Genomic DNA, 21662 nt, shown 5'->3' with positions numbered 1-21662 from the left:
CGCTCATCTTCTGTCTGGCAGCGGCGACGCTCTGGTGGTCGAGCATTGCCCCGCGGCAGGATCTGGTCTGGGCCTCGGACACGGCTCGGGGGGTGACGGCAGAGTTTCAGGACGACACCGTTACCGTGCACAACATCCGGGATTTCATCTGGGAGGATGAAAACACCGCAGTCGAGCAGTGGAAGTCCGAAACCTATTCCCTGGACGCGATCACCTCTGTCGATCTTCTGACATCGGTGTGGTCCAGCCCGGCAATCGCCCATGTGCTGGTAAGCTTCGGCTTCTCCGATGGCCGGCATCTTGCCTTTTCAGCCGAGATCCGCCGGGAGGCCGACGAGGAGTTTTCCTCGATCGGTGGGTTCTTCAAGAAATTCGAGCTGGTCCTGATCGCAGCGGAAGAACGTGACATCGTGAAGCTGCGCACGAACCATCGCGGTGAGGACGTTTCCCTGTTCCCGCTGCAACTCACGCCCGAACAGGCGAGGCGCCTGCTGGTGTCCTATCTGGAGCGGGGCAACCGACTTGCCGCTGAACCGGAGTTCTACAACACCATCACGGCAAACTGCACCACCGTCATCTTTCAGCTGGCACGACTGGTCGACCCCGGCCTTCCCTTTGACTGGAGGGTCCTGGCATCGGGATATCTGCCGGCCTATCTGTTCGATCTGGGCGCCATCGACACGACGAAGCCTCTCGACGACATCCTCGACGAGGCGCGGATCACGCGCCGGGCCGTTCAGCTGCCCCCGTCCGACGATTATTCCACCGGGATCCGGCGATAGGCAGGCTCAGGTTCCGGAAGCCGGGTGGTCCTGCGTGGACTTCCCGAACCATGCCGGCTGCCCCACGCAGAGCACGCTCCACTGGGAGGGGACCGGGCGGCGCGCAGGCCAGACCCCGGTCTTCAGGCAGAGAGCCGCCCGAGCATGAACCCCGGATTGAAACAAAACCGGGACCCGTCCAGTTCGGTGACCGCAAAGCTCGATGCCAATGCCCATAAGTCAGGTCAGCCCATGCCGTCTTCTCCGCCGCCCCTCGCCTCGCCTGCCGAACCCGCGGCCGCGCCATCCACAGAACCGCGCCGCCGGAGCCCTGCTGTCGTGGTGCTGCTCGTCGTCCTGCTGCTGATCGGCGGCATCCTCTACTGGACGGTCGCCTCCGACCACCACGCACCCGGTTCGTCACGCGGCATTGTCTCCGCCAATGTCGCGCAGATCTCGCCGCGCGTGTCGGGCCGCGTCATCGCGGTCGAGACGGAAGACAACGCGATCCTTGAAGCAGGAGCGGTGCTTTTCAGGATCGATCCGGCGTTGTTGCAGAACTCTGACCGTCGAGGATTCACATCGTTAATCGGCATTGTTGCAGAATGGTGGCTTGAGGCTTGAGTGATCAACAAGACGGTCGAGCAGTTCCTCGATCTGCTTCTCCGCTTCTTTGAGTTGACGCTTCCACTCGGCTTGCTGAGAGCGCACCTGCTGGCTACGCATCTCCCACACATCCGCGAAGATTACCCGCGCCAGCTCGAAGAGCTTCTTCGATGGGGCAAGGCTGCGGAGGATCGCTTCGAAGCCGTCTTCCAGCTTCGCACGTGGAATACACTTGCTCTTCTCTTCGCAGCCGCGAGTCTCGCAGCGGTAATATGCGTATCGCTTGGTCTTGCCCGTTGACCAGGCCGCCGTCATTGCGTTGCCACAACAGTTACAAGCCACGAATCCGCGTAGCGGGAAATCGACGTGGTAGTCCTTGCGCGCTGCCGGAGCGCGTTTCTTGCCTTCCAGGTTGTCCTGAATACGCTGGTATGTCTCGAAAGAGATCAGACCTTCGTGCTGCCCCTCCCTGACAGAGACGCCCCATTTGGGAGCTTCCACATATCCAGCATACACAACCTTTTTGAGAAGGCGTGTGATGGTCATCGGGCGGAGCGTTCCATCCTTGCGATCTTTAGGAAAATGCGGATCGTTCTCTAGGAAGAGCTTTACTTCGTTCTGCGTCGAGAAGCGGCCGTGCGCGTAACCTTCAAGCGCCTCTCGAACGACCGAGGCCAAGGGCTCATTGGGTACAAGCACCTTGCCGCCACCACCCTTGGCGGGAATGTGTTTGTATCCGACAGGTGCGCGGAACACCCAGAAGCCATTTTCCACCCGCGCCTTCATTTTCTGGATTACTTGGCGGCGGTTTTGTTCGCGCTCGAGGTGACCTTGAGCCGCCATGATCGTTTCTATGAATTCGCCTTCAGGCGTATCCTCGAAATTGAAATTCAGACACTTTGGCACCGCACCGCGCGCGGTTAACGCCTTTCTAAGCTTCCAGTGAAAATCACGGTCGCGCGCAAAGCGCTTGAGATCGTCAAAAATGATAACGTAAGGCTTGCCCGGCTGAGCATCGAGGAAGCTGAGGAGCGCGACCATACCGGGGCGCTTCATAAAATCGCCGCCACCCGAGACATCATCGGGGAAAACAGCCTCCACCGCATAGCCGTGCATGTCGGCGTACGAGCGGCAGCGCTGCTCTTGGCTCTCCAGGCCGCTGCCATCTACGCGCTGCTTGGTGGACGATACCCGGCAATAGATCAGCGCAGAGGGAGCGTCCATGTTATGTGTGTTTAATTCGTTCATGACTCCTCTTTCTTTGCGGCAGCCTATTCAGCCGCGATTTTGTTGAACTTTTAGGTCAGGGTTGATGCCGCTGACCATAGCACATCTTGCTCCGCACCGCCGCAGAAACCTTCACTTTCAGCGACTTGTCCACAGGCAAGCTGATGGACGCTCATGCCGAAGCCAAGGTCTGAAAATTCCAGCGCTATGCTGACCAAGACCATGATGATGCGCTCCTTTTGCTCGTCGGAACACTCATAACCATCCATCATCGAGCGATACCGCTCCAGATCAAGCGTAGCGTGCGGCCTCTTCTGCGGAAGACGAGCTGCCCGTGCTGCGGCTTCTCTGGCTTCTCGGCTCTTATGGAGTTCTGCCAAGCCGTTGCGCTCGATTTGATGACGCTCGACCATCTGCGTGCGGCGCAGTTCCAGCGTCGGACGCAGACGCTTGTAGCCGTCTTCAAGCTGCTTCTTGTGATCCCGCAGATTGTCCGCGACCAGTCCGGCGATCTTCTGACGCTGGTCATCGACGGACGGCAAGGGATTAGAATCTTTGAATCGGGCCGCAACATTCTTCGCCTTAACGCCCGACCAGCGTGAGAGCGCATAGGCTTCGCCGCGATAATCAACGGCCACAACACCGCGCCGATCCCCTTGCGCGAGATACTAACCGCGCGCTTCCAAAGCGGATTTGAGCGCATCGACAGAGTCCGAGCGCTGCCAGCAATCCTTGAAGAGAGCCTTGATGATCTTGGGGTCTTGCTTTGTCCGCTGGGCTTGTTGCCATTCATCGCGGGTGAAGGTGAGCGGGTTCTTGGCTGCACTGTCCAACATGCCCTTTGGCATGTCCCATCCGTGCCGAAGGTATAGCTCTTGCGAGACATCCATAAGTCTGCGTTTTGAGAAAGGTAGTTGGCGCGCGGTCATCGTGTCGGTATCGATCCGCGACCAAACGGCATGGGCATGCCGCCGTCCTTCCTTTTCATGGAAGACGACAGCGCGCGGCTGACCGCTCAGGCCGAGCTTCAGTTCCGCCATTTCGATGGCGGTTTCGAAGGTGGCGATATCTACATGGGCATCCTGAGGTGGGCTAAGACTGAGGGAGAATAGGTGCTGCTGACAGCGTGTACCCTTGGCAATCGCTTCGGCTTCTTTCAGAGCCTCATGCAGATCATCTTCGTTCATGAAGCCGCGCAGCTCATGAAGCTCTACGTGTTCGTTGTCGTGGACGTTCATCAGATGCTTGGCCAGTTTGGCGGCGTTGCCGCGCGGGTTGCCTTTCAAGATCATGACGGGCCCCCTTCGGAAAGGCTGCCAAGCGCCCGCAGCAATTCCTTGCGCAGGGCTTCGACATCCGCACAGGCTTGGCGGAGCTCGTCTTCGAGTTCCGGTGATACGGGCAGAGCGCCCATGTTCGCCGCGCGCGCGATCTGGTTCAGGTTCTGAGATAGGCGGGATTTGCCGAGCGCTCCGAGAACGCGGCCCAAAGCCTCATGGTCTTTGACAGGGTTGGTGTTGCGGCGACGTACTTTCTCCAGAGGCTCATCGAAGAGCTTGGCCTTGATGTACGCCCCAAGCGGCACGCCGTTTGCTGCGGCGCGCAAAAGTGCCTTTTCGTCAAAGGACAGACGCAGCGAGAACGGAGCCTCGCGCGGCTTCTTTTTGGGGTTGGCGGCTGCTACCGCATTGAAATCACGTACCGAAATGCTCATGACCGCACCTCGGATTTTTATCCTGAGTTACGGTGTTATGAGCATCGACAGCGCGGAGAAGGTGCTCCCACTCTTCCAGAGTGGCGAAGAGAAAGTTCCAACTTTCTCTCTCTAGCTGCACCATCGCCGTCCCGACCCGGCTTAGCGCCCGCGGATGATCGACTGCGGGTTGCGCTCGATCGCGCGGGCGGTCGAGCCGACCGAGGCCGCCGCGCGGGCCACCTCGCGCAGCGCGCGGGTGAACTCGGCCTGCAGCGCGCCGTTGCCGCCGAAGCTCGACACCACCTGATCGGTCCGCGCGGCAAGCTGTTGCAGCCGCGCCGACAGCGGCGCGATGCCGTCCGCCGCGCGCCCGACCCGCGCCGCCGCCTCGCTGATCGCGGTCAGCGACTGGTTCAGGCGCTGCGCCGTGCCGCCCTCGTGCAGGTCCTTCAGCACCGCCGAGGCCGCCGCCAGCGTGTCCGACAGGTTCCGCGGCAGCGCCGCCGCGTCGTCCGAGCCGATCATCGCCCGCAGGTCCGCGAGGATCCCCTGCGCCTCGGCCGAGAGCGCCGCGAAATCCACCGCCGCGACCGACTTGGCGGCGGTCCCCACCTCGCCGGCCGCGGACTCGATTCCGGTCAGCGCGCCGTCGATCTTGCCGTCGAGCCCCCGCGCGGCCTCGGTCACCTGCGCGGCGGCGGTCGAGACGCCCGTCAGCGCCTCGTTGAGCCGCCCGGCCGTCCCGCCCTCGCGCAGCTCCGTCAGCATCGCCGACGCCTGGTCGAGCGTGCCGCCCAGCTTGCCCGGCAGCGCCGCCGCCGCGTCCGAGCCGATCAGCGCCCGCGCGTCGGCCAGCACCCCCTTGGCCTCGGTCGAAAGCGCGGCGAAATCCGTCGCCGCGACCGCCTCGGCGGCCTTGCCGACGCCGCTCGCGGCCGAATCGACGCTCGCCAGCGCGCCGTCGATCCGCGCCCCCAGCCCGTCGAACTGGGTCGAGAAATCCTTGAGCGTCGCCCCCACCCCGGAGATGCCCGACACCGCCTCGGAGATGTCGCCGATCGCCTGGTCCAGCTTGCCCGACGCTTGGTCCACGTTGCGCAGCACCGCATCGGCATGGGCCAGGTTCTCGTCGCTCAACAGCCGCGAGAGCTGGGCGGCCGAGTTGCGCAGCTCGTCCACCAGCTCGGGCGCGGCCTCGGTGATCGAATCGAGCGTCGAGCGCCCGGCGCGGATCTGCGGCAGCCCCTCCTCGGGCTCTTCGAGCAGGGGCGCGGTGCCGGTGCCGGCCGAGACCGAGACCGTGGACAGGCCGGTGATGCCCTGCGGGACCATCACCGCCTCGCTGTCGGTGCGGATCGGGGTGTCGGCGCGCAGCCTGAGCTGCACCCGCACCCGCCCGTCGGGGTCAAGCCGGATGTCGGTGACCTGGCCCACCGGCACGCCCGAGAACTGCACCTGCGTGCCGGCCGAGATGCCGCCGATCTCGGGGAAGACCACGACGTAATCGTCAAAGGCGTTCTGCCCGTCGCGGCCCATGAACCACATCAGGAACGCCAGCAGCCCCAGGAACCCGGCGATGGTGAAGCTGCCGATCAGCAGGTAGTTGGCTTTCGTTTCCATCGTCAGTCCCGTCCTGCCTGCGATCCCGCCGCGCCGTCTGCGGCCTCTGTCCGGTCCGCGCTGCCCGCGGCATCCGCCTCGGCCGCGCGCGCCCGCGGGCCGTGGAAATATTCGCGCACCCAGGGGTGATCGACACGCCCCATCTCGGCCATCGTGCCGGTGGCGAGCACCCGCTTCTCGGCCAGCACCGCGATCCGGTCGGCGCAGGCGTGCAGCGTGTCGAGGTCGTGGGTGACCAGAAACACCGTCAGCCCCAGCGCGTCGCGCAGGCCGACGATCAGCCGGTCGAACTCGGACGCGCCGATCGGGTCGAGGCCGGCCGTCGGCTCGTCCAGAAACAGGATCTGCGGGTCGAGCGCCAGCGCCCGGGCGAGCCCCGCCCGCTTCCGCATCCCGCCCGACAGCTGCGAGGGGTACTTGCCCCCCGCTGAGAACGGCAGCCCGGCCATGGCGATCTTGAGATCGGCGATGCCCTGCCGCGCCTCGGGCGAAAGCGGGTGGCCGCGCATCGGCACCTCGACGTTCTCGCGCACGGTCAGGGTCGAGAACAGCGCCCCGTCCTGGAACATCACCCCCCAGATCCCCTCGAGCGCCGCGCGTTCGGGCCCGGTCGCGCGGTGCACGTCGATGCCCGCCACCTCGACCGTGCCCGCGGCCGGGGTCAGCAGCCCGACGATGGTCCGAAGCAGCACCGACTTGCCGGTGCCCGAGCCGCCGACGATGCCGAGGATCTCGCCCCGCCGCACGTCGAGGTCGAGCCCGTCGTGGATGGTGTTGGTCCCGAAGCGCGTCACCAGCCCGCGGACCTTGATGATCGGCGCGTCTACCATCCGACCCTCGCGAAGAAGATCGAGAACAGCGCATCGGCGAGGATCACCGCGAAGATCGCCGACACCACGGATTGCGAGGTGCGCCGGCCGAGCGATTCGGTGTCGCCGCCGACCTGCATCCCGGCGTGGCAGGCGATCACCCCGATCAGCAGCCCGAAGATTGGCGCCTTGGCGAGACCGGTCGCTGCGTGGTTCACGCCGGTGTTGGCCGCGACCCGCTGGACGAACATCATCGGCGTGATGTCGAGCGTCAGCCACGCCATGACCGCCCCGCCCGCCAGCCCCGCGATGTCGGCGATCAGCGCGAGGATCGGCATCATCAGCACCAGCGCCAGCACCCGCGGCACGATCAGCGCGTCGTCGGGGTTGATGTCGAGCACCCGCATCGCGTCGACCTCTTCGCGCATCTTCATCGCGCCGATGGCGGCGGTGATGGCGGCGCCCGAGCGGCCGGCGACGACGATGGCGGTCAACAGCACCGCGAGTTCCCGCAGCACCGAGATGGCGACCAGATCGACGGTGAAGATCTCGGCCCCGAAGCTGCGCAGCTGCCACGCGCCCTGATAGGCGATGACGACCCCGATCAGGAACGAGATGGTGACGACGATGGGCACCGCCGCCAGCCCGACCTGCTGGGAGTGGTGGACGAGCGCCGTCACCCGCAGGCTGCCCGGATGGGTCAGGCCATAGGCGAGCCGGGCGAGGAAGCGGCCGAGATATTCCGCCAGCGCGCCGAGATACCCCGCCGCCGCCGCGACCGCGCGGCCCACCGCCTCGACCGGCTGCCGCCAGCCGCCCGCGGACTTCGGCGCGGGCGGGTCGGGGGTGGGCCAGGCGGCGATCACCGCGTCAAGCAGCGGCTGGCGCGCCGCCGGCAGCGCCTCGAGCGTCACGCCCCGCAACTGCGCATCATGCAGGAACCACGCCCCCGCGGTGTCGAGCCGGGTGAGCCCGCCAAGGTCGAGCGTCGCCACCCCCTCCATCGCGTCGGCGCCCGGCAGGTGGCGCAGGTCGAGCGGCCCGGCCAGCGCCAGACGGTCGCCCGCGCGGCGCATCTCCAGCGCCTCCGGTCCCCGATCCCGCTCTGCGCCCACGCCCGGCCCCGCCTCGATACCCATCCCGCCGACCTGTGCATGGCCCGCGCCCCGGTGCAACGGCGTCGTCGCGTAGCCCCGGCCCGGCTGCGCCCGCCGCCGGACCCCCGGGCGCGCAGGCCGCCCCCTCTCCCTTGACAGAAATATCCCCGCCGGAGGCTCCGGCGCGTCCCACCCGCGCCGCGGGCCGGACTAGGCGCCCCCGCGCGCCCCCAGCACCCGGTCGAGCGCCGCGTCGAGCGGGGCGGGGTCGTTGAGCCGCAGCCGCACCGGCAGGGTCAGCACCTTGGGCCGGAACCGCGCGGGCAGGCGCGCCGCGTCCTTCTCGGTCGTCACCAACTGCGCGCCGATGAGCCGCGCCTCGGCCTCGAGCCGGGTGAGAAGCTGGGGCGAGAACGGCTGGTGGTCGGCCAGCGGCTCGGCCCGCACCACCTCGGCGCCGAGGCCGCGGAGGGTGGCGAAGAACTTCTCCGGCCGCCCGATCCCGGCAAAGGCGAGCGCCCGCAGCCCCTGCCAGTCCATTCCCGTCGGCAGCGGCGCCAGCGCCCCGGTCAGCCGCGGCACCGGCAGGGTGCCGTAGCGCGCGCCGAACGCCGCCTGCGCGGGCGGCTCGCCGATCGACAGTACCAGGTCGGCGCGGGCCAGCCCCGCCGCCACCGGCTCGCGCAGCGGCCCGGCCGGCAGGCACAGCCCGTTGCCCCAGCCGCGGGCCGCATCGACCACCACCAGCGCGAGGTCATGGGCCAGCGCCGGGTCCTGGAACCCGTCGTCGAGCAGGATCACCTGCGCCCCCGCCGCCACCGCCGCCCGCGCCCCCGCCACGCGGTCGCGCGCCACCCAGACGGGGGCGAAGGCCGACAGCAGCAGCGGCTCGTCGCCCACCTCGGCGGCGGTGTGGCGGCGTTCCTCGACCCGCAGCGGGCCGGTCTCAGTCCCGCCGTGGCCGCGGCTGACGACATGGACGGCCGCGCCGCGCGCCGCCAGCCGCTCGATCAGCGCGATCACCGTGGGGGTCTTGCCGGTGCCGCCCGCGTCGAGGTTGCCGACGCAGATCACCGGCACCCCGACTCGCGCCCGCCCGCCCCGCGCCGCGGTCCCCCGCGCCAGCCGCCGCGAGGTCCCCGCGGCATAAAGCGCGCCAAGCGGCGACAGCAGCCGCGCCAGCACCCCCGGCGGGCGGTCCCAGAAACCGGGCGCCCTGAGCGTCATGGCAGCAGCCCCGGCGCGGTGTCGGGCAGATCGGACAGCACCGCCTCGGCGATGCGGCGCGAGACCTCGGCCCCCGCGGTCGCCTGTTGCCACGCGGCCAGCGCGAGGCGCGCGGCGAGGTCGGGGGCGCCCAGCTCCTCGATCGCGGTGCCAAGCTGGACGGCGTTGCGAACGACCCGCGCGCCGCCGGCGTCGTCGAGCGCCCGCCACAGCTCGGCATGGGTGGCCAGATGCGGGCCGTGCAGGATCGCGGCGCCCAGGCCCGCCGGCTCGTGCGGGTGGCGGGGCGTCGCCTCGCCCGCGATCAGCGTGCCGCCCATGAAGGCCACGGGGGCGAGGCGGTACCACAGCCCCAGCTCGGCGCTGTCCTCGGCCACCAGCACGTTCACCTCGGCATCGGGCTCCTCGTCCTGGTCGCGGCGGGCGACGGTCAGCCCGGCGGCCTCGGCGGCGGCAGCGATGGGGGCGGCATCCTCGGGGCGGACCGGCGCGGCGATCAGCAGCGCCCGGTGGTGCGAGGAGAGCACGGCGCGCTGCGCGGCCATGACCGCGGGCGCCTCGACCGCCGGCAGGGCGGCGGCGAGCCAGACGTGGCGGTTGGCGAGCATCGGGCGAAGCGCCGCATATTCCCGCAGGTTGCAGCGCAGGGGCGTCGCGACCGGGGCGGCGAGGCCCACGATCTCGATACGCGGCGGGGCGATGCCGGCGCGCATCGCGGCATCCTCGGCCGCGCGGTCGGGGACCAGCACCCGCGCGAGGCGGACGAGCGGCCCGCGCCGCAACCCGCGCCAGGCGGTGCGGGCGGCGGCGGCGGCGATCTGGTGGCGGTCGGCGATCAGCGTGACCGGCGCGCCCGCGTCGTCGCAGGCCGCGATCAGCGCCGCCGGGATGGTGCCGTCGGCCAGCACCAGCGCGGCGGGAAGGGTGCGTTCGATCAGCGCCCGCGCCGGGCCCGCGTCGGTGGGCAGCGGCGCCAGCACCGGCGCGCCCCGGCCCTCGCCCCCGGCGCCCGGCGGGCCGACCTGCGCCAGCCGCACGCCGCGCCGTCGGCGGCGCAGCGCCTGCGCCAGCCCCGGCGCCTCGCCCACCATCAGGATCAGCGGGCCGTCGCCCTTGGGCAACTGCGCGTGCCGGTCGGGCTGGCCCCCCCGCACCCCCCTGAGCGAGAGCCACTGCGCGAGGTCGCCGAACGCCGCCATCCCTGCCGTCTCAGCCCGCGGGCGGCGGGGCGGCCGCGTCCTCGGGGTCGTGCAGGCGGTGCAGGTGGGCGATGAAATAGCGCGTCTGCGCCTGGTCCACGGTGGCCTGCGCCTGCGCCTTCCAGGCGTCATAGGCGGCGGCGTAGTTGGGATAGATGCCGACGACATGGATCGCCGACGGGTCGCGGAACTCGGTCGAGTGCGAGGCGGTCAGCTCTCCGCCATAGACGAGATGCAGGCGCTGGGTCATCGGGTCACCTTTTCTGGAAGCCGTGGCGAGGGGCGGGATACATCCGCCGCGCGCCGAGACCAAGGGGCGAGCGCGGCGGCCGGATCGCTCAAATGCAAGATGTTCCGCGTTTGATCGGCAAGGGCGGATGTGGCATCCATGGGGCACGGCCAGGACGGCCCGGCGCATTCCGGTTTCGCGTGTGGTGCATGGAGCACGCGAGAAAGAGGGGTTCCGGTCCGTGGGGGGCCGGAACCCCTCGCTTTGTTCTTGGGTAGGGGGTAGGGGCGGATGCTGTCCGGGGTGCTTGGTCGGTGGTGTCCGCCGAGACGGACGAGGCGGCGGCTCGCTGTTGTGGCGAGCGCGTAGTCCTCTGCCAGAAGACGCCCGTCATCCCGCTGAAATCGGATAGGCCCGTCGTGGCGCTGACGTAGAGTAGGCCCGTCCCGTTGCTGAGGTAGATTTGGCCCGTCGTGATGCTGACGCGGCGCAGGCCTATCGTGCCGCTAACGTGGAACACTCCCGTCATGCCGCTGACGTTGAGTAGGCCCGTCCGATTGTTGACGTAGGTTGGTCCCTCGTGCCGCTGACGCGGAGCAGGCCTGTCATGCCGCTGACGTGGGCTAGGCCCGTCACACCGCTGAGGGTGACTAGGCCCGGTCCTGCCGCTGACATTGAACAGGCCGTCACGTCGCTGGAGGCGAGCCACCCCCTTCAAGTTCAGCCCCTCGCTTAGCCGCACGGCCGCACGAGGGGCTGAGAGACACTCAGTTCGACGCCGGAGCCGGGGCCGAGGCACCCGGGGCCGGAGCGGTCGTCGTGGCCGGCGCCGCAGCCGCAGGAGCCGCCGCCAGCTTCTCGTCGATCTTCGCCTTCAGCTCTTCCCACGGGCCGTTCTGTACCTTCTCACCGCCGATGATGAAGGTCGGGGTGCCCTCGATCTTGTCGGCCACGGCGTTCTGCTGGTAGGTCGCCACAAGGCTCTCGACTTTGGCCTGATCGGCCCAGCAGGCGTCGATCTGCTCGCCCGTCATGCCCGCCTTGGCCCCGATCTTCTTGAGGTTCGCGGTCATCTCGTCGCCGGTCTTGGCCGACAGCCAGTCCTTTTGCTCGTCCATCAGCATCGCGCCGATCGGGTAGTATTTCTCGTCCCCGCCGCAGCGGGCGAGGATGCCGGCCCACAGGCCCACCTCGTCGAAATACACGTCGCGCTGGGCGAAGCGGACCTTGCCGGTGTCGATGTACTCGGCCTTGAGCTTGGGGAACACATCGCGGTGGAAGGCCGCGCAATGGCTGCAGGTGAAGCTCGCGTATTCATAGATCGTGACCGGCGCGGTCTCGGACCCGAGGTAGAGGTCGGGCAGGATCGCCGGGGCGGCCGGCGCGGCCGGGGCGGCCGCCGGGGCAGGGGTCGCGGCCGGGGCCGCCGCGGGGGCAGCCTGCTGAGCCACGGCCGGCAGGGCCAGCCCCGCGACGGTGGCAAGCGCGGTAGCAGAGGCGAGGCGGCGGAGGGTGGTCGTCATGGAATGGCCTTTCGGTCAGGAGAAACGGTGATCTTTGGCCCGCGCCTTGCGCCCGGCGCGGTTCAGCGCCAGCGCCTGCATGGCCTGCGCCAGCGCGGGATCGTCGAAGCGCCCGGCCACGCGCACCGCCGCGGCGGTCGCCTCGGGCGAGGGGGCGGATTCGGGCGGGGCAGGATGAAACGCCGCCTGCGCCTCGGCGAAACCCTGCGCGGCGGTCTGGGTCACGGTGATCCGGGCGATGGCGTTGAAGCCGTAGACCGCGTTCACCCGGTCGCGGATCTGCGGCAGCTGCATCTGCACCAGCGGCGCCTGCGGCCCGTCGGTCAGCAGGGTCAGAGTGGCCCCGAAGGCGCGCCCGTGGCTGACCTTGACCGGCCGCGTGGCGGCGGCAAGCTCGGGGCCGACGATTTCGGGCCAGTGGGTCAGAAGCCGCGCGATCGCGAAGCCGCGCGCCTCGGCGCCCTGCCGCAGCTGCGGCGCGACGAGGCTCGCCGCCGGCTCGAATCCGCGCATCCGCCGCCGGGGCGGGGCATCGGGATCACTCGAGGGGCGGCGCTTGGCCATGGGGGCTCGCGGTTGGGTCGTGCCGGTCCAATCTGGACCCGGACGCCGCGGGATGCCAGACCACGGCGGATGACGGGGGACGCAAACTTGCGTGACGACGGGACGGGCGGCGCCATCGCGGCGGCGCTGCTGGACTGGTACGACCGCCACGCCCGCGACCTGCCGTGGCGGGCGCCGCCGGGGACGCCGGCGATGGACCCCTATCGCGTCTGGCTGTCCGAGGTGATGCTGCAGCAGACCACGGTGGCCGCGGTGCGCGGCTATTTCGAGCGCTTCACCGCGCGCTGGCCCACCGTTCAGGCGCTCGCGGCCGCCGACGAGGCCGAGGTCATGGCCGCGTGGGCGGGCCTCGGCTACTACGCCCGCGCCCGCAACCTGATCGCCTGCGCCCGCGCGGTGGCCGCGGCGGGCGGGTTTCCGACGACGCGCGAGGGGCTGGCCGGCCTGCCCGGCGTCGGCCCCTACACTTCGGCCGCCATCGCCGCGATCGCCTTTGACCGGCCTGAGACGGTGGTGGACGGCAACGTCGAGCGCGTCGTGGCCCGCCTCTTCGCCGTCCAGACCCCGCTGCCGACTGCGAAACGCGAGCTGACGGCGCTGGCCGCGACCCTGACGCCGACGCACCGGCCGGGCGATTTCGCCCAGGCGATGATGGACCTCGGCGCCACGATCTGCACCCCGCGCAGCCCCGCCTGCGGCATCTGCCCGCTGATCCACGCCTGCGCCGCCCGCGCCGCTGGGATCGCGGCCGAACTGCCCCGCCGCGCCCCCAAGGCCGCCCGCCCGCAGCGCCAGGGCGTGGCGTGGGTGGCGCTCTCGCCCGAGGCCGTGCTGCTCGAGCGGCGGTCCCAGCGCGGGCTGCTGGGCGGGACGCTGGCCTTCCCCTCGAGCGGCTGGGACGGCTCGGATTTCCCGCCGCCCCTCGCCGCGGACTGGGACGAGCGGGGCGAGGTGCGCCACGTCTTCACCCATTTCGAGCTGCGGCTGCGGGTGCTGACCGCGCCGCTCGCGGGCAACCCGGCGCGGGGCGAGATCGTGCCGCGGGCCGGGCTCGACCCCGGCGCTCTGCCCGGGCTAATGCGCAAGGTGTGGGCGCTGGCGGGCTAGCGCAGCGCCGAGCGCCGGCCTCGGCCTGGGCGGCTCGCTTTTTGCCGCGAATCGTGGCACGAAACAGCATCACAGTTGGCACCGGAAAGTCCCCGCATTGGCCACTTACCTCGTGATCAATCTCGATCGGCAGACGCGGCGCTGGGCCTTCATGTCGGCACAGCTGGCGAACCTCGGACTTGCCGCGCAGCGGCTGCCCGCCGTCAACGGTTACGACCCGGCCGCGCTGGCCGACGCGGCATCTGCCCCCTATGGCGAGATGCCCAACGGCGAGATCGGCTGCTTTGAGAGCCATCGCCGGGCGTGGCGACACATCATCGACAATGACCTGCCCGGCGCCTTCATCCTCGAGGACGACGTGCTGGTGTCGTCGGATTTCGCCGATCTCGCCTTTGATCCCGAACTGCTGGCCAGGGTCGATGTCATCAAGCTGGACGCCTGCGACTGGAGTGCCGCGTATGGCCCGGTGCGCGCCGAGCCTGCCCCGGGGCGGGTGCTGCGGCCACTCTGGGGCACCGAGACCTCGGCCGCCTGCTACTTCATGACCCGGCGCGGGGCCGAAAAGATGCTGCGCCACGCGCGCAGCTATTTCATTCCGGTCGATACGCTGATGTTCAATATCGACAGCAAGCCGTACCACGACCTCGTGACTCTCAAGCTCGAGCCATCGGCCGCCGTCCAGATGCGCTACGTGATGGAGGGGGCGCGACTCGCCCCCGAGATTGCCGATGCGATGCAGCAGCGACGCAGGCTCGGGCAGGACCAGCGCCCGACCCGCGCGCTGGCACGGCGCCTGCGGTTGATGGTGCGCCGCCTGCGCGACCGCGATATCCGCGCCGTGCGGCGGGCGCGGGCCGAGGCGTTCCGCAAACGCAACGGACCGGCAGAGGAACGGGTCATCGCCTTTCACACCGCCGACCGGCGCCACTTCGAATCCGCAGCGAAGCTTCTCGACGACGCCCCTGCACCTGTCACGTGCGGCTGAGCCGCGCCGTCAGGGCGCCGCTCAGGCCCCGAGGCACCAGCGCATCACCGCCTTCTGCGCGTGCAGCCGGTTCTCGGCCTCGTCCCAGATCACGCTCGCCGGGCCGTCCATCACCTCGGACGTCACCTCGTCCTCGCGGTGGGCCGGCAGGCAGTGCATGAAGAGCGCGTCCGGCTTGGCCCGCGCCATCAGCCCCGCGTTGACCTGATAGCCGCGCAGCTGGTTGTGGCGCCGCTCCTTGGCGGACTGGGGGTCGTGCATCGACACCCAGGTGTCGGTCACCACGAGGTCCGCGCCCTCGACCGCGCGGGCCGGGTCGCGCTCGATCTCGGCCCGCACCCCCTGGGCCCGGGCGAAGTCGAGCCACTCCGCCTCGGGGTCGAGCGGCGGCGGCCCGGTGAAGGTGAAGTCGAAGCCGAACTGCCCCGCCGCCTGGATCATCGAGGCGCAGACGTTGTTGCCGTCGCCCGACCACACCACCTTGCGCCCGGCGATGGGGCCGCGATGCTCCTCAAACGTCATCACGTCGGCCATGATCTGGCAGGGGTGGGTGCGGTTCGTGAGCCCGTTGATCACCGGCACGTCGGCATATTCGGCCATCTCGTGCAGCGTCGCCTCTTCGAACGTGCGGATCATGATCATGTCCACGTAGCGCGACAGCACCCTTGCGGTGTCGGCGATCGTCTCGCCGTGGCCAAGCTGCATCTCCTGCCCCGAGAGGACCATCGTCTGCCCGCCCATCTGCCGTACGCCGAGGTCGAAGCTGACGCGGGTGCGGGTCGAGGGCTTCTCGAAGATCAGCGCCACCATGCGGTTCTTGAGCGGCTGCTCGGCGTCGGGCGTGCCCTTGGGGGCGCCGTTGCGGGCGTCCTTCATGGCGCGGGCGCTGTCGATGATGGCCCGCAGGTCGGACTTGGGGGTGGTGTGGATGTCGAGGAAACTGGTCATGTCATGGTCCTGAAACGGCGAGAACGAGGGGCGGCGAAGCGGCGGCCTCTCGTCGGTGGGCGCGCTCGGCCCGCTCGGACCCCGCGCCCGGCCGGGCGGGCAGGACACAGGTCCGGCCAGCGGCGGGGCAAGCGTGGGTCAAGGGTGGCAACGGCGGCGACATGATCGCGGCACTTCATCGTCCCGCGCGGGCAGGGTCAACCCCCCGGCCGGGCCAACGAGCGTGGAAAGCCTGCCCGAAGCGGGGGAACCGCCCCCGGCCCCGCCCGTTCGATCCCCAACAACTTCACGACCGGATGACGGAGGCACGGTGGCGCACGAGATTTTCGACAAGGCGGTGGATGCGGGGCAGCGGCTGCGCGACGAATGCGATGCGGCGGGCAGCGTGCTCGACGACCCGCGCGCGGCGGTCTCGCCCGAGGCGGCGCTGGCGCGGCTGACCGAGGGCAATGCGCGCTACGTCGCCGGCGCCGCGCGCGGGGCCGACCACGCCGCCGGCCGGGTCGAGCGCGCCAGGGGACAGGCGCCTTTCGCCGCGCTGGTCAGCTGCGCCGACAGCCGGGTGGCGCCGGAGTTGGCCTTCGACGAGCCGCCCGGGGCGCTGTTCGTCTGCCGGCTGGCGGGAAACCTCGTGAACGCCGACGTGCTGGCCAGCCTCGAATATGCGGTGACGTTCCTCGGCACCTCGCTGATCGTGGTGCTGGGCCATTCGGGCTGCGGCGCGGTCGATACCGCGATCAGGGTGGCCGAGACCGCCGAGGTGCTGCCCGGCAATCTGGACCAGATGGCGGTCTCGATCCTGCCGGCCGTGACCCGCGCGCAGCGCGCAGGTCATGGCGACGCCGGGGCGCTGCTCGACGCGGTGATCGCCGAGAACGCGCGGCTGTCGGCACAACGGATCACCTCGCGCTCGGCGACGCTGGCCGAGGCGGTCGAGGCCGGGCGGCTCGCGGTCCGGGCGGCGGTCTATGAGATCGCGTCGGGCGAGGTCCGGTTCATCGACTAGACCGGCGCGCGGCGTCTGTCTGGCCCGAAGACCCGGTGGCGCCTGACCTCAGCCGCCGCGGGTCGGCCGGTCGAACACCTTGCGGCCCATCAGGCTGCCGACCAGATCGACCATCATCCGCGCGGTCCGCCCGCGCTCGTCCAGGAACGGGTTCAGCTCGACCAGGTCCAGCGAGGTCATCAGCCCGCTCTCGTGGATCAGCTCGCAGACCAGATGCGCCTCGCGGAAGGTGGCGCCGCCCGGCACCGTGGTCCCGACCGCCGGCGCCACCGAGGGATCGAGGAAATCGACGTCAAGGCTGACGTGCAGCATCCCGTTGGCCGCCGCCACCCGGTCGAGAAAGGCGCGCATCGGCACCGCGAAGCCGTATTCGTCCAGCACCCGCATGTCGTTCACCACGATGTCGGTCTGCGCGAGCGCCGTGTGCTCGGCCGGATCGACCGAGCGGATGCCGAACAGGCAGATGTTGGCCTCGGGCACCGGCGCCGGGAAGGGCGGGAAGGCGTCGAACCCCGGCCGCCCGGCGAGGTAGCCCAGCGGCGTCCCGTGCAGGTTGCCGCTCTCGGTCGTCTCGACGCTGTGGATGTCGGAATGGGCGTCGAGCCACAGCACGAAGAGCGGCCGCCCGGCGGCCGCGGCATGGGCGGCGACCCCCGCCACGGTCCCCAGCGACAGCGAATGGTCGCCGCCGAGGAAGATCGGCAGCCCCCCCGCCATCGCCGCCTCGGCCCATTGCGCCAGAACGCGGGTCCAGGCGAGCGTCTCGGGCAGGTGATGGACGGCGGGGTTGGCGGTCGTCTCGCGGCCCACGTCGCTCAGCGTGACATCGCCCTGATCCTCGACCGTGTGCCCCAGCGCCTCGAGCGTCGCCGCGAGCCCCGCGACGCGATAGGCGGCCGGTCCCATGAGACAGCCGGGGCGGGTCTGGCCGCTGTCCACCGGGGCGCCGATGAGGATGCAGTGGGTGTTGGGGCGGCTCATGGGGCCTCGCTGGCGGATGGGTTGACCGGGGCGAGGCTAGCGCGCCCGCGCCGGGCTGGCCAGTCGGGCGCGCGCGGGGGCTGCTTGCGGCGGCAGCGGCGAATCCCTTATGTTGTCGGCCCCCGTCACCCGAACGCGGAGCGGGATGTCAGTCTGTGAAGGATCAGTTCTCATGGCCGTCAAGGCGAAGTGCATCGTGACGAACAGCGAGGAAGGTCGCGGCGCCTATGCGATCCGCGTCGACAACGACGAATCGCTCTACATCCCCCAACGCATTGCCGAGGCACTGGAAATCGAGGAGTTCGACGAGCTTGAGGCGATCCTCGTGCGCAACGACCGCGACGAGCCGCCGTGGCGCGCCATCCGCGTCCGCCCCGCGGCCGAGGCCGACCGCCCGGCGCCCGAAGCAGGTCCGCCCGAGGCGTGAGGACCGTCGCGCATTGGGAATCGGCCGTCTGCTGACGGCCGGTTCCGCGCCTAGTCCCCGACCGTGTCGGGCACACCCATGATATATTCGTGATAGCTGATCGCGTCATCGATCCTGTCGAAAACGCTGATCTGCCCGCGGTCGAGCACCGCCCCCATCGTGCAGAGCCGCCGGACCATCGGCATCGAGTGGCTGACCACGACGGCCGAGGCGTTCTGCACCCGGTCCATGAATACCCGCTGCGATTTCTCGCGGAAGTCCGAGTCGCCGACGCTCGTGACCTCGTCCACCAGATAGGTATCGAAGTCGATGCCCATGCTGCATCCCATCGCCAGCCGCGAGCGCATCCCCGAGGAATAGCTGCCGAACGGCAGGTGGTAGTTCGGCCCCAGCGCCGCGAACTCTTCGACATAATCGACCAGCTCGTCGGTATCGACGCCGTAGATGCGGGCGACGAAGCGCACGTTCTGTGCGCCGGTCAACTCGCCGTGAAAGCTGCCGGAAAAACCGACCGGCCACGAGATCGTCCCATCCGAGATGATCCGCCCCGCGCTCGGCAGCGCCGTGCCCGCGATCATTCGCAGAAGAGTCGATTTCCCCGCCCCGTTCCGCCCCAGCAATGCCACCGACGCGCCCGTCGGAAACACCGCGTTCAGCCGGTCGGCAACCAGGTTCCGGCGCCCGTCGGTGTGGTAGATCTTGGTCAGGTTCTCGAGCCGGATCATCGCGTCCCCGCCTCAGCGGCGGTCCCGGATACTGTAATAGACCAGGGTCATGATCGACCACAGCACCAGCGCCAGCGCGGCCCCCATGGCCATCAGCCACGGGCGGTTCGGTTCGACCGAGCGTTCGGCCGCGGTGGGCGAGATGTGGGCCGCGAGGTAGCGCATCTGCCGCTGGGCCGAGGCGAGCGCCGCCTCATGCGCGACCCGCGCGGTCTGGTGGGCGCCCTCGGCGAACTCGAGGTCCACCTTGAGCCGCTCGTAATCCGCCATGAGCTGGGCATAGTTCTGCCCGTCACCGGAATCGTCGCCGCCGAACTTGGCGCGCTCCGCCTCGATCTGCCCCTCGAGCGAGGCGATGCGCCGCTCGGCCTGGATCAGCCGCTGGTCGCCGGCGCGCGCATTGGTCTTGAGGGTATCATAGGCGACGCGCGCCTCGGCCAACTGCCCCTGCAGCGCGGTCATCACCGACATCTGCGCGCCGAGGTCGATGGTCGGATCGACGATCCGCGTACGGACGCGGAAGGCGGTCATTGCCTGACGCGCCTCGGTCAGCACGCCGCGCGCTTTTTCCAGCGCGACTTCGGACTGCTTGGTTGCGTCGATCCGCGCCTGGTCCGACAGCGCGTTCACCACCTTTTCGCTCTCTACGAAGATCTCGTCCGCGAGCGCCTTGGCATCCTGCGGCGCGAAGGCCGCGGTGCGGACGGTGATGATCCCCGACTTGTCATCGTAATAGATCTTGACCTGCCGACGCCAGTATTCGGTCAGGTCCTCGATCGTGCCCGACGGGTCGAAGGCGAAGATGAAATCGCTGGGCCACGGGCGCGAGAACATCTCGCGGATGTTCAGCTCGGTCTCGGCCCGGCTGACCATGTCGGGTGAGCGGATGAACTCGTAAAGGATATCGGTGTCCGACGCGGTGCTCGATGCAGTCGAGCCGAAGATGCCGCCGAACATGTCCATGGGCGAGCCGCCCTCTTCACGGCGCACCGAAAAGCCGACGGTCGAGATATACTGGTCCACCGCGCGGGTCCAAAGATACCAGCCCCACAAGGCGCTCGGCAGCAGGACCAGCAGGACGAAGCTCACCATCAGCATCCAGTGCCGGCGATGAGGCGTTGCCGCAGCGGCCGGCGGGCGAAGCGCGGCGAGCGGCGGGGCCGGGGGCTTGGCCGGAGGCGGCGCGGCCGGGCGGGCGACAGCCGGCGGCGACGCTGGCTGGGCGGCGGGAGCAAGCCCCTGCGCCCGGGCGGCGGCCGCGGCGGTGGTCGCATCGGCCGGCGTCAGCTTTCCGGGAGTGGGCGAAGGCGCGGGTTTCGGAGCCGGTGCAGCAGCCGGGGCGGGCTGGGGGGCAGGTTGCGCGCCGGCCGGTTTCGGGTCCGCGGGCTTCGGCGCGGCGGGTTGCGCAGTGGCGGGCTTGGGGTCCGCCGGCTTGGGTGCAGCCGATGGTGGGGCGGCCGGCGTGGGCTCCTCAGGCTTCGCGGCGGCGGGTTGAGGGGTGGGCTGCGGCGCGGCAGTTTTCGCCTCAGCCGGCTTGGGAGCAGCCGACGGTGCCGCGGTCGGCTTGGCGTCCGCAGGTTTTGCAGCTGAAGGCTGCGGGGCAGCGGGCATCACTTCTGCGGGATTGGGCGGACCCGGTTGAGCGGCCGCCGGCTGCGGCGCGGCCGGCTTCGCCTCGGCGGGGGGCGCGGCCGGCGTCGGCTTCGCGTCCGCTGTCGGGGGTGCGCCGGTCGGTCGCGGTGCGGCGGCCGAGAACACCGGCTCGGCGCGCCCGGCAGGGGGCGCCTGGGTCGGCTGCTGCTGAGTCGCGGCCTGGGCCGGCTTCGACGGTGTGGTCTGGACCGCGGCCGGCGTCGCGCCATCGGCATTGCCCGGGTTGGCCGAGGCTGCCGCTTGCGGCGGCACCGGGGCGCGGGCTTGTGAAGAGTCGTTGGCCATGCGGGCTTTCGCTGGTTCCAATTTCGGCGCAGTTGTTACATAGCCCTGCGTCACAAGACCAGCCTCGCCGGTAGGATGACAAACCAGCCCCCCCTTCCCGCCACACGTTCCGCAGCGTCGCCGCTTCCGGCGGTCGTCGAGTCCGGCGCGGCCCGCCCATCGGCGGCGCCTGGCCGGCCTGTCGGACGCGCGCGTCCCGCAACGAACGGCCTGTTTCGCATGGGCCGAACGGTCATTGCCCTGATTCTGCGGGAGATTTCGACGACCTACGGCCGCTCGCCGGGCGGGTATGTCTGGGCGCTCGCAGATCCGATCCTCGGGATCGCGCTGTTGACGACGGTGTTTCAGGGGGTGATGGGGCACACCCGCCCGCTGATCGGCACCAACTTTCCGCTGTTTTACGCCAGCGGCTATCTGGTCTTTCAGATGTATCACGACATCGCGAACAAGGTGGCGACCAGCCTGCGCTTCTCACGCCCGCTGCTGGCCTATCCGGCCGTTACCTTCGTCGATGCGCTGCTCGCGCGCCTGATCCTTAACGTCGCGACTCATCTCGTCGTGATCGTCGTGGTGATCGGGGGCATCGCGCTGATCTTCGATCTGCCACTGGTGATCGACGTGGCCACGGTGCTGCACGCGCTGGGTCTGACGGCGCTGTTCGCGGCCGGACTGGGGACGATGAACTGCTTCCTGATGATGCGCTTCCCGGTGTGGGAGCGCGCCTGGTCGATCCTCAGCCGCCCGGTATTCCTGATGTCCGGGATCTTTTTCACCTACGAGCTCATGCCCAAGATCGTGCGCGACGTGCTGTGGTGGAACCCGGTGCTGCACCTGATCGGGCTGATGCGGCGGGGCATCTATGTCGTCTATCCCGCCGATTACGTGAGCGAGGCGTACGTCGTGTCCCTGTCTCTGATCCTGCTGGCCAGCGGGCTGCTGCTGATCTGGCGGCGCTACCGCGACCTGCTCGAGATGGTCTGAGGCGCG

The 21662-nt window shown here is 69.5% G+C and carries 23 protein-coding genes; 7 read left to right on the top strand and 16 right to left on the bottom strand.

From position 1 onward, the window contains the following. Positions 1-782, top strand: a 782-nt coding sequence (locus ACFHYO_RS01995; protein WP_394318002.1) for an Lnb N-terminal periplasmic domain-containing protein, incomplete at its 5' end; no start/stop codon positions are given. A gap of 144 nt (positions 783-926) precedes the next feature. After that, entirely contained in the window at positions 927-1385 is a 459-nt protein-coding gene (locus ACFHYO_RS01990; RefSeq protein WP_394318000.1) for a biotin/lipoyl-binding protein, read from the top strand. On the opposite strand, the gene ACFHYO_RS01985 is transcribed toward ACFHYO_RS01990, so the two are convergent. The 12 genes from ACFHYO_RS01985 to ACFHYO_RS01930 form a co-directional block, all read right to left on the bottom strand. Further along, positions 1347-2615: a recombinase family protein gene (locus tag ACFHYO_RS01985; protein WP_394317998.1), complete on the bottom strand. Its 1269-nt coding sequence runs from the start codon at positions 2613-2615 to the stop codon at positions 1347-1349. The two genes, ACFHYO_RS01990 and ACFHYO_RS01985, sit on opposite strands and share 39 nt — an antisense overlap. 50 nt (positions 2616-2665) lie before the next feature. Continuing rightward, positions 2666-3232, bottom strand: coding sequence for a hypothetical protein (locus ACFHYO_RS01980; RefSeq protein ID WP_394317996.1), 567 nt, complete (start codon positions 3230-3232; stop codon positions 2666-2668). A 30-nt stretch (positions 3233-3262) separates the two neighbouring features. Then, on the bottom strand, positions 3263-3886 hold the full coding sequence (locus ACFHYO_RS01975; RefSeq protein WP_394317994.1) for a relaxase/mobilization nuclease domain-containing protein: 624 nt from the start codon (positions 3884-3886) through the stop codon (positions 3263-3265). Then, positions 3883-4308 (bottom strand): hypothetical protein, encoded by a 426-nt coding sequence (locus ACFHYO_RS01970; RefSeq protein WP_394317992.1) that lies wholly within the window; start codon positions 4306-4308, stop codon positions 3883-3885. The genes ACFHYO_RS01975 and ACFHYO_RS01970 overlap by 4 nt, the downstream gene beginning before the upstream one ends. Positions 4309-4449: 141 nt before the next feature. Then, positions 4450-5910 (bottom strand): MlaD family protein, encoded by a 1461-nt coding sequence (locus ACFHYO_RS01965; protein WP_394317990.1) that lies wholly within the window; start codon positions 5908-5910, stop codon positions 4450-4452. Between the two features lie 2 nt (positions 5911-5912). After that, positions 5913-6740, bottom strand: coding sequence for an ABC transporter ATP-binding protein (locus ACFHYO_RS01960; RefSeq protein WP_168783144.1), 828 nt, complete (start codon positions 6738-6740; stop codon positions 5913-5915). Further along, on the bottom strand, positions 6734-7858 hold the full coding sequence (locus ACFHYO_RS01955) for an ABC transporter permease (RefSeq protein WP_394317988.1): 1125 nt from the start codon (positions 7856-7858) through the stop codon (positions 6734-6736). Before ACFHYO_RS01955 ends, ACFHYO_RS01960 begins: the two co-directional genes overlap by 7 nt. 168 nt (positions 7859-8026) lie before the next feature. Continuing rightward, complete coding sequence (gene lpxK, locus ACFHYO_RS01950) at positions 8027-9043, bottom strand: tetraacyldisaccharide 4'-kinase (RefSeq protein WP_394317986.1); 1017 nt, start codon at positions 9041-9043, stop codon at positions 8027-8029. Then, on the bottom strand, positions 9040-10242 hold the full coding sequence (locus tag ACFHYO_RS01945; protein WP_394317984.1) for a 3-deoxy-D-manno-octulosonic acid transferase: 1203 nt from the start codon (positions 10240-10242) through the stop codon (positions 9040-9042). Before ACFHYO_RS01945 ends, lpxK begins: the two co-directional genes overlap by 4 nt. A gap of 10 nt (positions 10243-10252) precedes the next feature. After that, positions 10253-10492 (bottom strand): DUF4170 domain-containing protein, encoded by a 240-nt coding sequence (locus ACFHYO_RS01940; protein WP_036705661.1) that lies wholly within the window; start codon positions 10490-10492, stop codon positions 10253-10255. A gap of 746 nt (positions 10493-11238) precedes the next feature. Further along, positions 11239-11994 carry a DsbA family protein gene (locus ACFHYO_RS01935; RefSeq protein ID WP_394317982.1) on the bottom strand — a complete coding sequence of 252 codons (756 nt, stop codon included), beginning with the start codon at positions 11992-11994 and terminating at the stop codon, positions 11239-11241. A gap of 15 nt (positions 11995-12009) precedes the next feature. Further along, positions 12010-12507 carry a DUF721 domain-containing protein gene (locus ACFHYO_RS01930; protein ID WP_394317980.1) on the bottom strand — a complete coding sequence of 166 codons (498 nt, stop codon included), beginning with the start codon at positions 12505-12507 and terminating at the stop codon, positions 12010-12012. A gap of 120 nt (positions 12508-12627) precedes the next feature. On the opposite strand from ACFHYO_RS01930, the gene mutY reads away from it, so the two are divergent. Both mutY and ACFHYO_RS01920 read left to right on the top strand, forming a co-directional pair. Beyond that, a complete protein-coding gene (gene mutY, locus ACFHYO_RS01925) occupies positions 12628-13665 on the top strand; it encodes an A/G-specific adenine glycosylase (RefSeq protein WP_394317978.1) in 1038 nt (345 codons plus the stop codon). 97 nt (positions 13666-13762) lie between these two features. Further along, positions 13763-14650, top strand: a complete 888-nt coding sequence (locus ACFHYO_RS01920; RefSeq protein ID WP_394317976.1) for a glycosyltransferase family 25 protein — start codon at positions 13763-13765, stop codon at positions 14648-14650. 21 nt (positions 14651-14671) lie between these two features. On the opposite strand, the gene argF is transcribed toward ACFHYO_RS01920, so the two are convergent. Then, positions 14672-15598: an ornithine carbamoyltransferase gene (gene argF, locus ACFHYO_RS01915; RefSeq protein WP_168783150.1), complete on the bottom strand. Its 927-nt coding sequence runs from the start codon at positions 15596-15598 to the stop codon at positions 14672-14674. A gap of 310 nt (positions 15599-15908) precedes the next feature. On the opposite strand from argF, the gene ACFHYO_RS01910 reads away from it, so the two are divergent. Further along, positions 15909-16604, top strand: a complete 696-nt coding sequence (locus tag ACFHYO_RS01910) for a carbonic anhydrase (protein WP_394317974.1) — start codon at positions 15909-15911, stop codon at positions 16602-16604. Between the two features lie 48 nt (positions 16605-16652). Here ACFHYO_RS01910 and rocF read toward each other — a convergent pair whose 3' ends face one another. Continuing rightward, complete coding sequence (gene rocF, locus ACFHYO_RS01905; protein ID WP_036711713.1) at positions 16653-17585, bottom strand: arginase; 933 nt, start codon at positions 17583-17585, stop codon at positions 16653-16655. A gap of 172 nt (positions 17586-17757) precedes the next feature. On the opposite strand from rocF, the gene ACFHYO_RS01900 reads away from it, so the two are divergent. After that, positions 17758-18012 (top strand): hypothetical protein, encoded by a 255-nt coding sequence (locus tag ACFHYO_RS01900; RefSeq protein ID WP_036704819.1) that lies wholly within the window; start codon positions 17758-17760, stop codon positions 18010-18012. Between the two features lie 50 nt (positions 18013-18062). On the opposite strand, the gene ACFHYO_RS01895 is transcribed toward ACFHYO_RS01900, so the two are convergent. Further along, positions 18063-18737, bottom strand: coding sequence for an ABC transporter ATP-binding protein (locus ACFHYO_RS01895; RefSeq protein WP_394317971.1), 675 nt, complete (start codon positions 18735-18737; stop codon positions 18063-18065). 12 nt (positions 18738-18749) lie between these two features. Then, positions 18750-19829 (bottom strand): KpsE/RkpR family capsule polysaccharide export protein, encoded by a 1080-nt coding sequence (locus ACFHYO_RS01890; protein ID WP_156127522.1) that lies wholly within the window; start codon positions 19827-19829, stop codon positions 18750-18752. A 1065-nt stretch (positions 19830-20894) separates the two neighbouring features. Here ACFHYO_RS01890 and ACFHYO_RS01885 point away from each other — a divergent pair. Further along, a complete protein-coding gene (locus ACFHYO_RS01885; protein WP_036710660.1) occupies positions 20895-21656 on the top strand; it encodes an ABC transporter permease in 762 nt (253 codons plus the stop codon). Positions 21657-21662: the final 6 nt, after the last annotated feature.

This window comes from Paracoccus panacisoli (assembly GCF_042435015.1).
Lineage (GTDB): Bacteria > Pseudomonadota > Alphaproteobacteria > Rhodobacterales > Rhodobacteraceae > Paracoccus > Paracoccus panacisoli.
This window is presented reverse-complemented; position numbering and strand designations above follow the sequence as displayed.

Excerpts from the sequence above, each read along its gene's own strand:
- ACFHYO_RS01970 (WP_394317992.1), bottom strand. The coding sequence starts at position 4,308 with ATGAGCATTTCGGTACGTGATTTCAATGCGGTAGCAGCCGCCAACCCC.
- ACFHYO_RS01975 (WP_394317994.1), bottom strand. The coding sequence starts at position 3,886 with ATGATCTTGAAAGGCAACCCGCGCGGCAACGCCGCCAAACTGGCCAAG.
- ACFHYO_RS01985 (WP_394317998.1), bottom strand. The coding sequence starts at position 2,615 with ATGAACGAATTAAACACACATAACATGGACGCTCCCTCTGCGCTGATC.
- ACFHYO_RS01940 (WP_036705661.1), bottom strand. The coding sequence starts at position 10,492 with ATGACCCAGCGCCTGCATCTCGTCTATGGCGGAGAGCTGACCGCCTCG.
- ACFHYO_RS01890 (WP_156127522.1), bottom strand. The coding sequence starts at position 19,829 with ATGGTGAGCTTCGTCCTGCTGGTCCTGCTGCCGAGCGCCTTGTGGGGC.
- rocF (WP_036711713.1), bottom strand. The coding sequence starts at position 17,585 with ATGAGCCGCCCCAACACCCACTGCATCCTCATCGGCGCCCCGGTGGAC.
- ACFHYO_RS01895 (WP_394317971.1), bottom strand. The coding sequence starts at position 18,737 with ATGATCCGGCTCGAGAACCTGACCAAGATCTACCACACCGACGGGCGC.
- lpxK (WP_394317986.1), bottom strand. The coding sequence starts at position 9,043 with ATGACGCTCAGGGCGCCCGGTTTCTGGGACCGCCCGCCGGGGGTGCTG.
- ACFHYO_RS01900 (WP_036704819.1), top strand. The coding sequence starts at position 17,758 with ATGGCCGTCAAGGCGAAGTGCATCGTGACGAACAGCGAGGAAGGTCGC.
- ACFHYO_RS01945 (WP_394317984.1), bottom strand. The coding sequence starts at position 10,242 with ATGGCGGCGTTCGGCGACCTCGCGCAGTGGCTCTCGCTCAGGGGGGTG.
- ACFHYO_RS01960 (WP_168783144.1), bottom strand. The coding sequence starts at position 6,740 with ATGGTAGACGCGCCGATCATCAAGGTCCGCGGGCTGGTGACGCGCTTC.
- ACFHYO_RS01955 (WP_394317988.1), bottom strand. The coding sequence starts at position 7,858 with ATGGGTATCGAGGCGGGGCCGGGCGTGGGCGCAGAGCGGGATCGGGGA.
- ACFHYO_RS01930 (WP_394317980.1), bottom strand. The coding sequence starts at position 12,507 with ATGCGCGGATTCGAGCCGGCGGCGAGCCTCGTCGCGCCGCAGCTGCGG.
- mutY (WP_394317978.1), top strand. The coding sequence starts at position 12,628 with ATGACGGGGGACGCAAACTTGCGTGACGACGGGACGGGCGGCGCCATC.
- ACFHYO_RS01885 (WP_036710660.1), top strand. The coding sequence starts at position 20,895 with ATGGGCCGAACGGTCATTGCCCTGATTCTGCGGGAGATTTCGACGACC.
- argF (WP_168783150.1), bottom strand. The coding sequence starts at position 15,598 with ATGACCAGTTTCCTCGACATCCACACCACCCCCAAGTCCGACCTGCGG.
- ACFHYO_RS01935 (WP_394317982.1), bottom strand. The coding sequence starts at position 11,994 with ATGACGACCACCCTCCGCCGCCTCGCCTCTGCTACCGCGCTTGCCACC.
- ACFHYO_RS01990 (WP_394318000.1), top strand. The coding sequence starts at position 927 with ATGAACCCCGGATTGAAACAAAACCGGGACCCGTCCAGTTCGGTGACC.
- ACFHYO_RS01965 (WP_394317990.1), bottom strand. The coding sequence starts at position 5,910 with ATGGAAACGAAAGCCAACTACCTGCTGATCGGCAGCTTCACCATCGCC.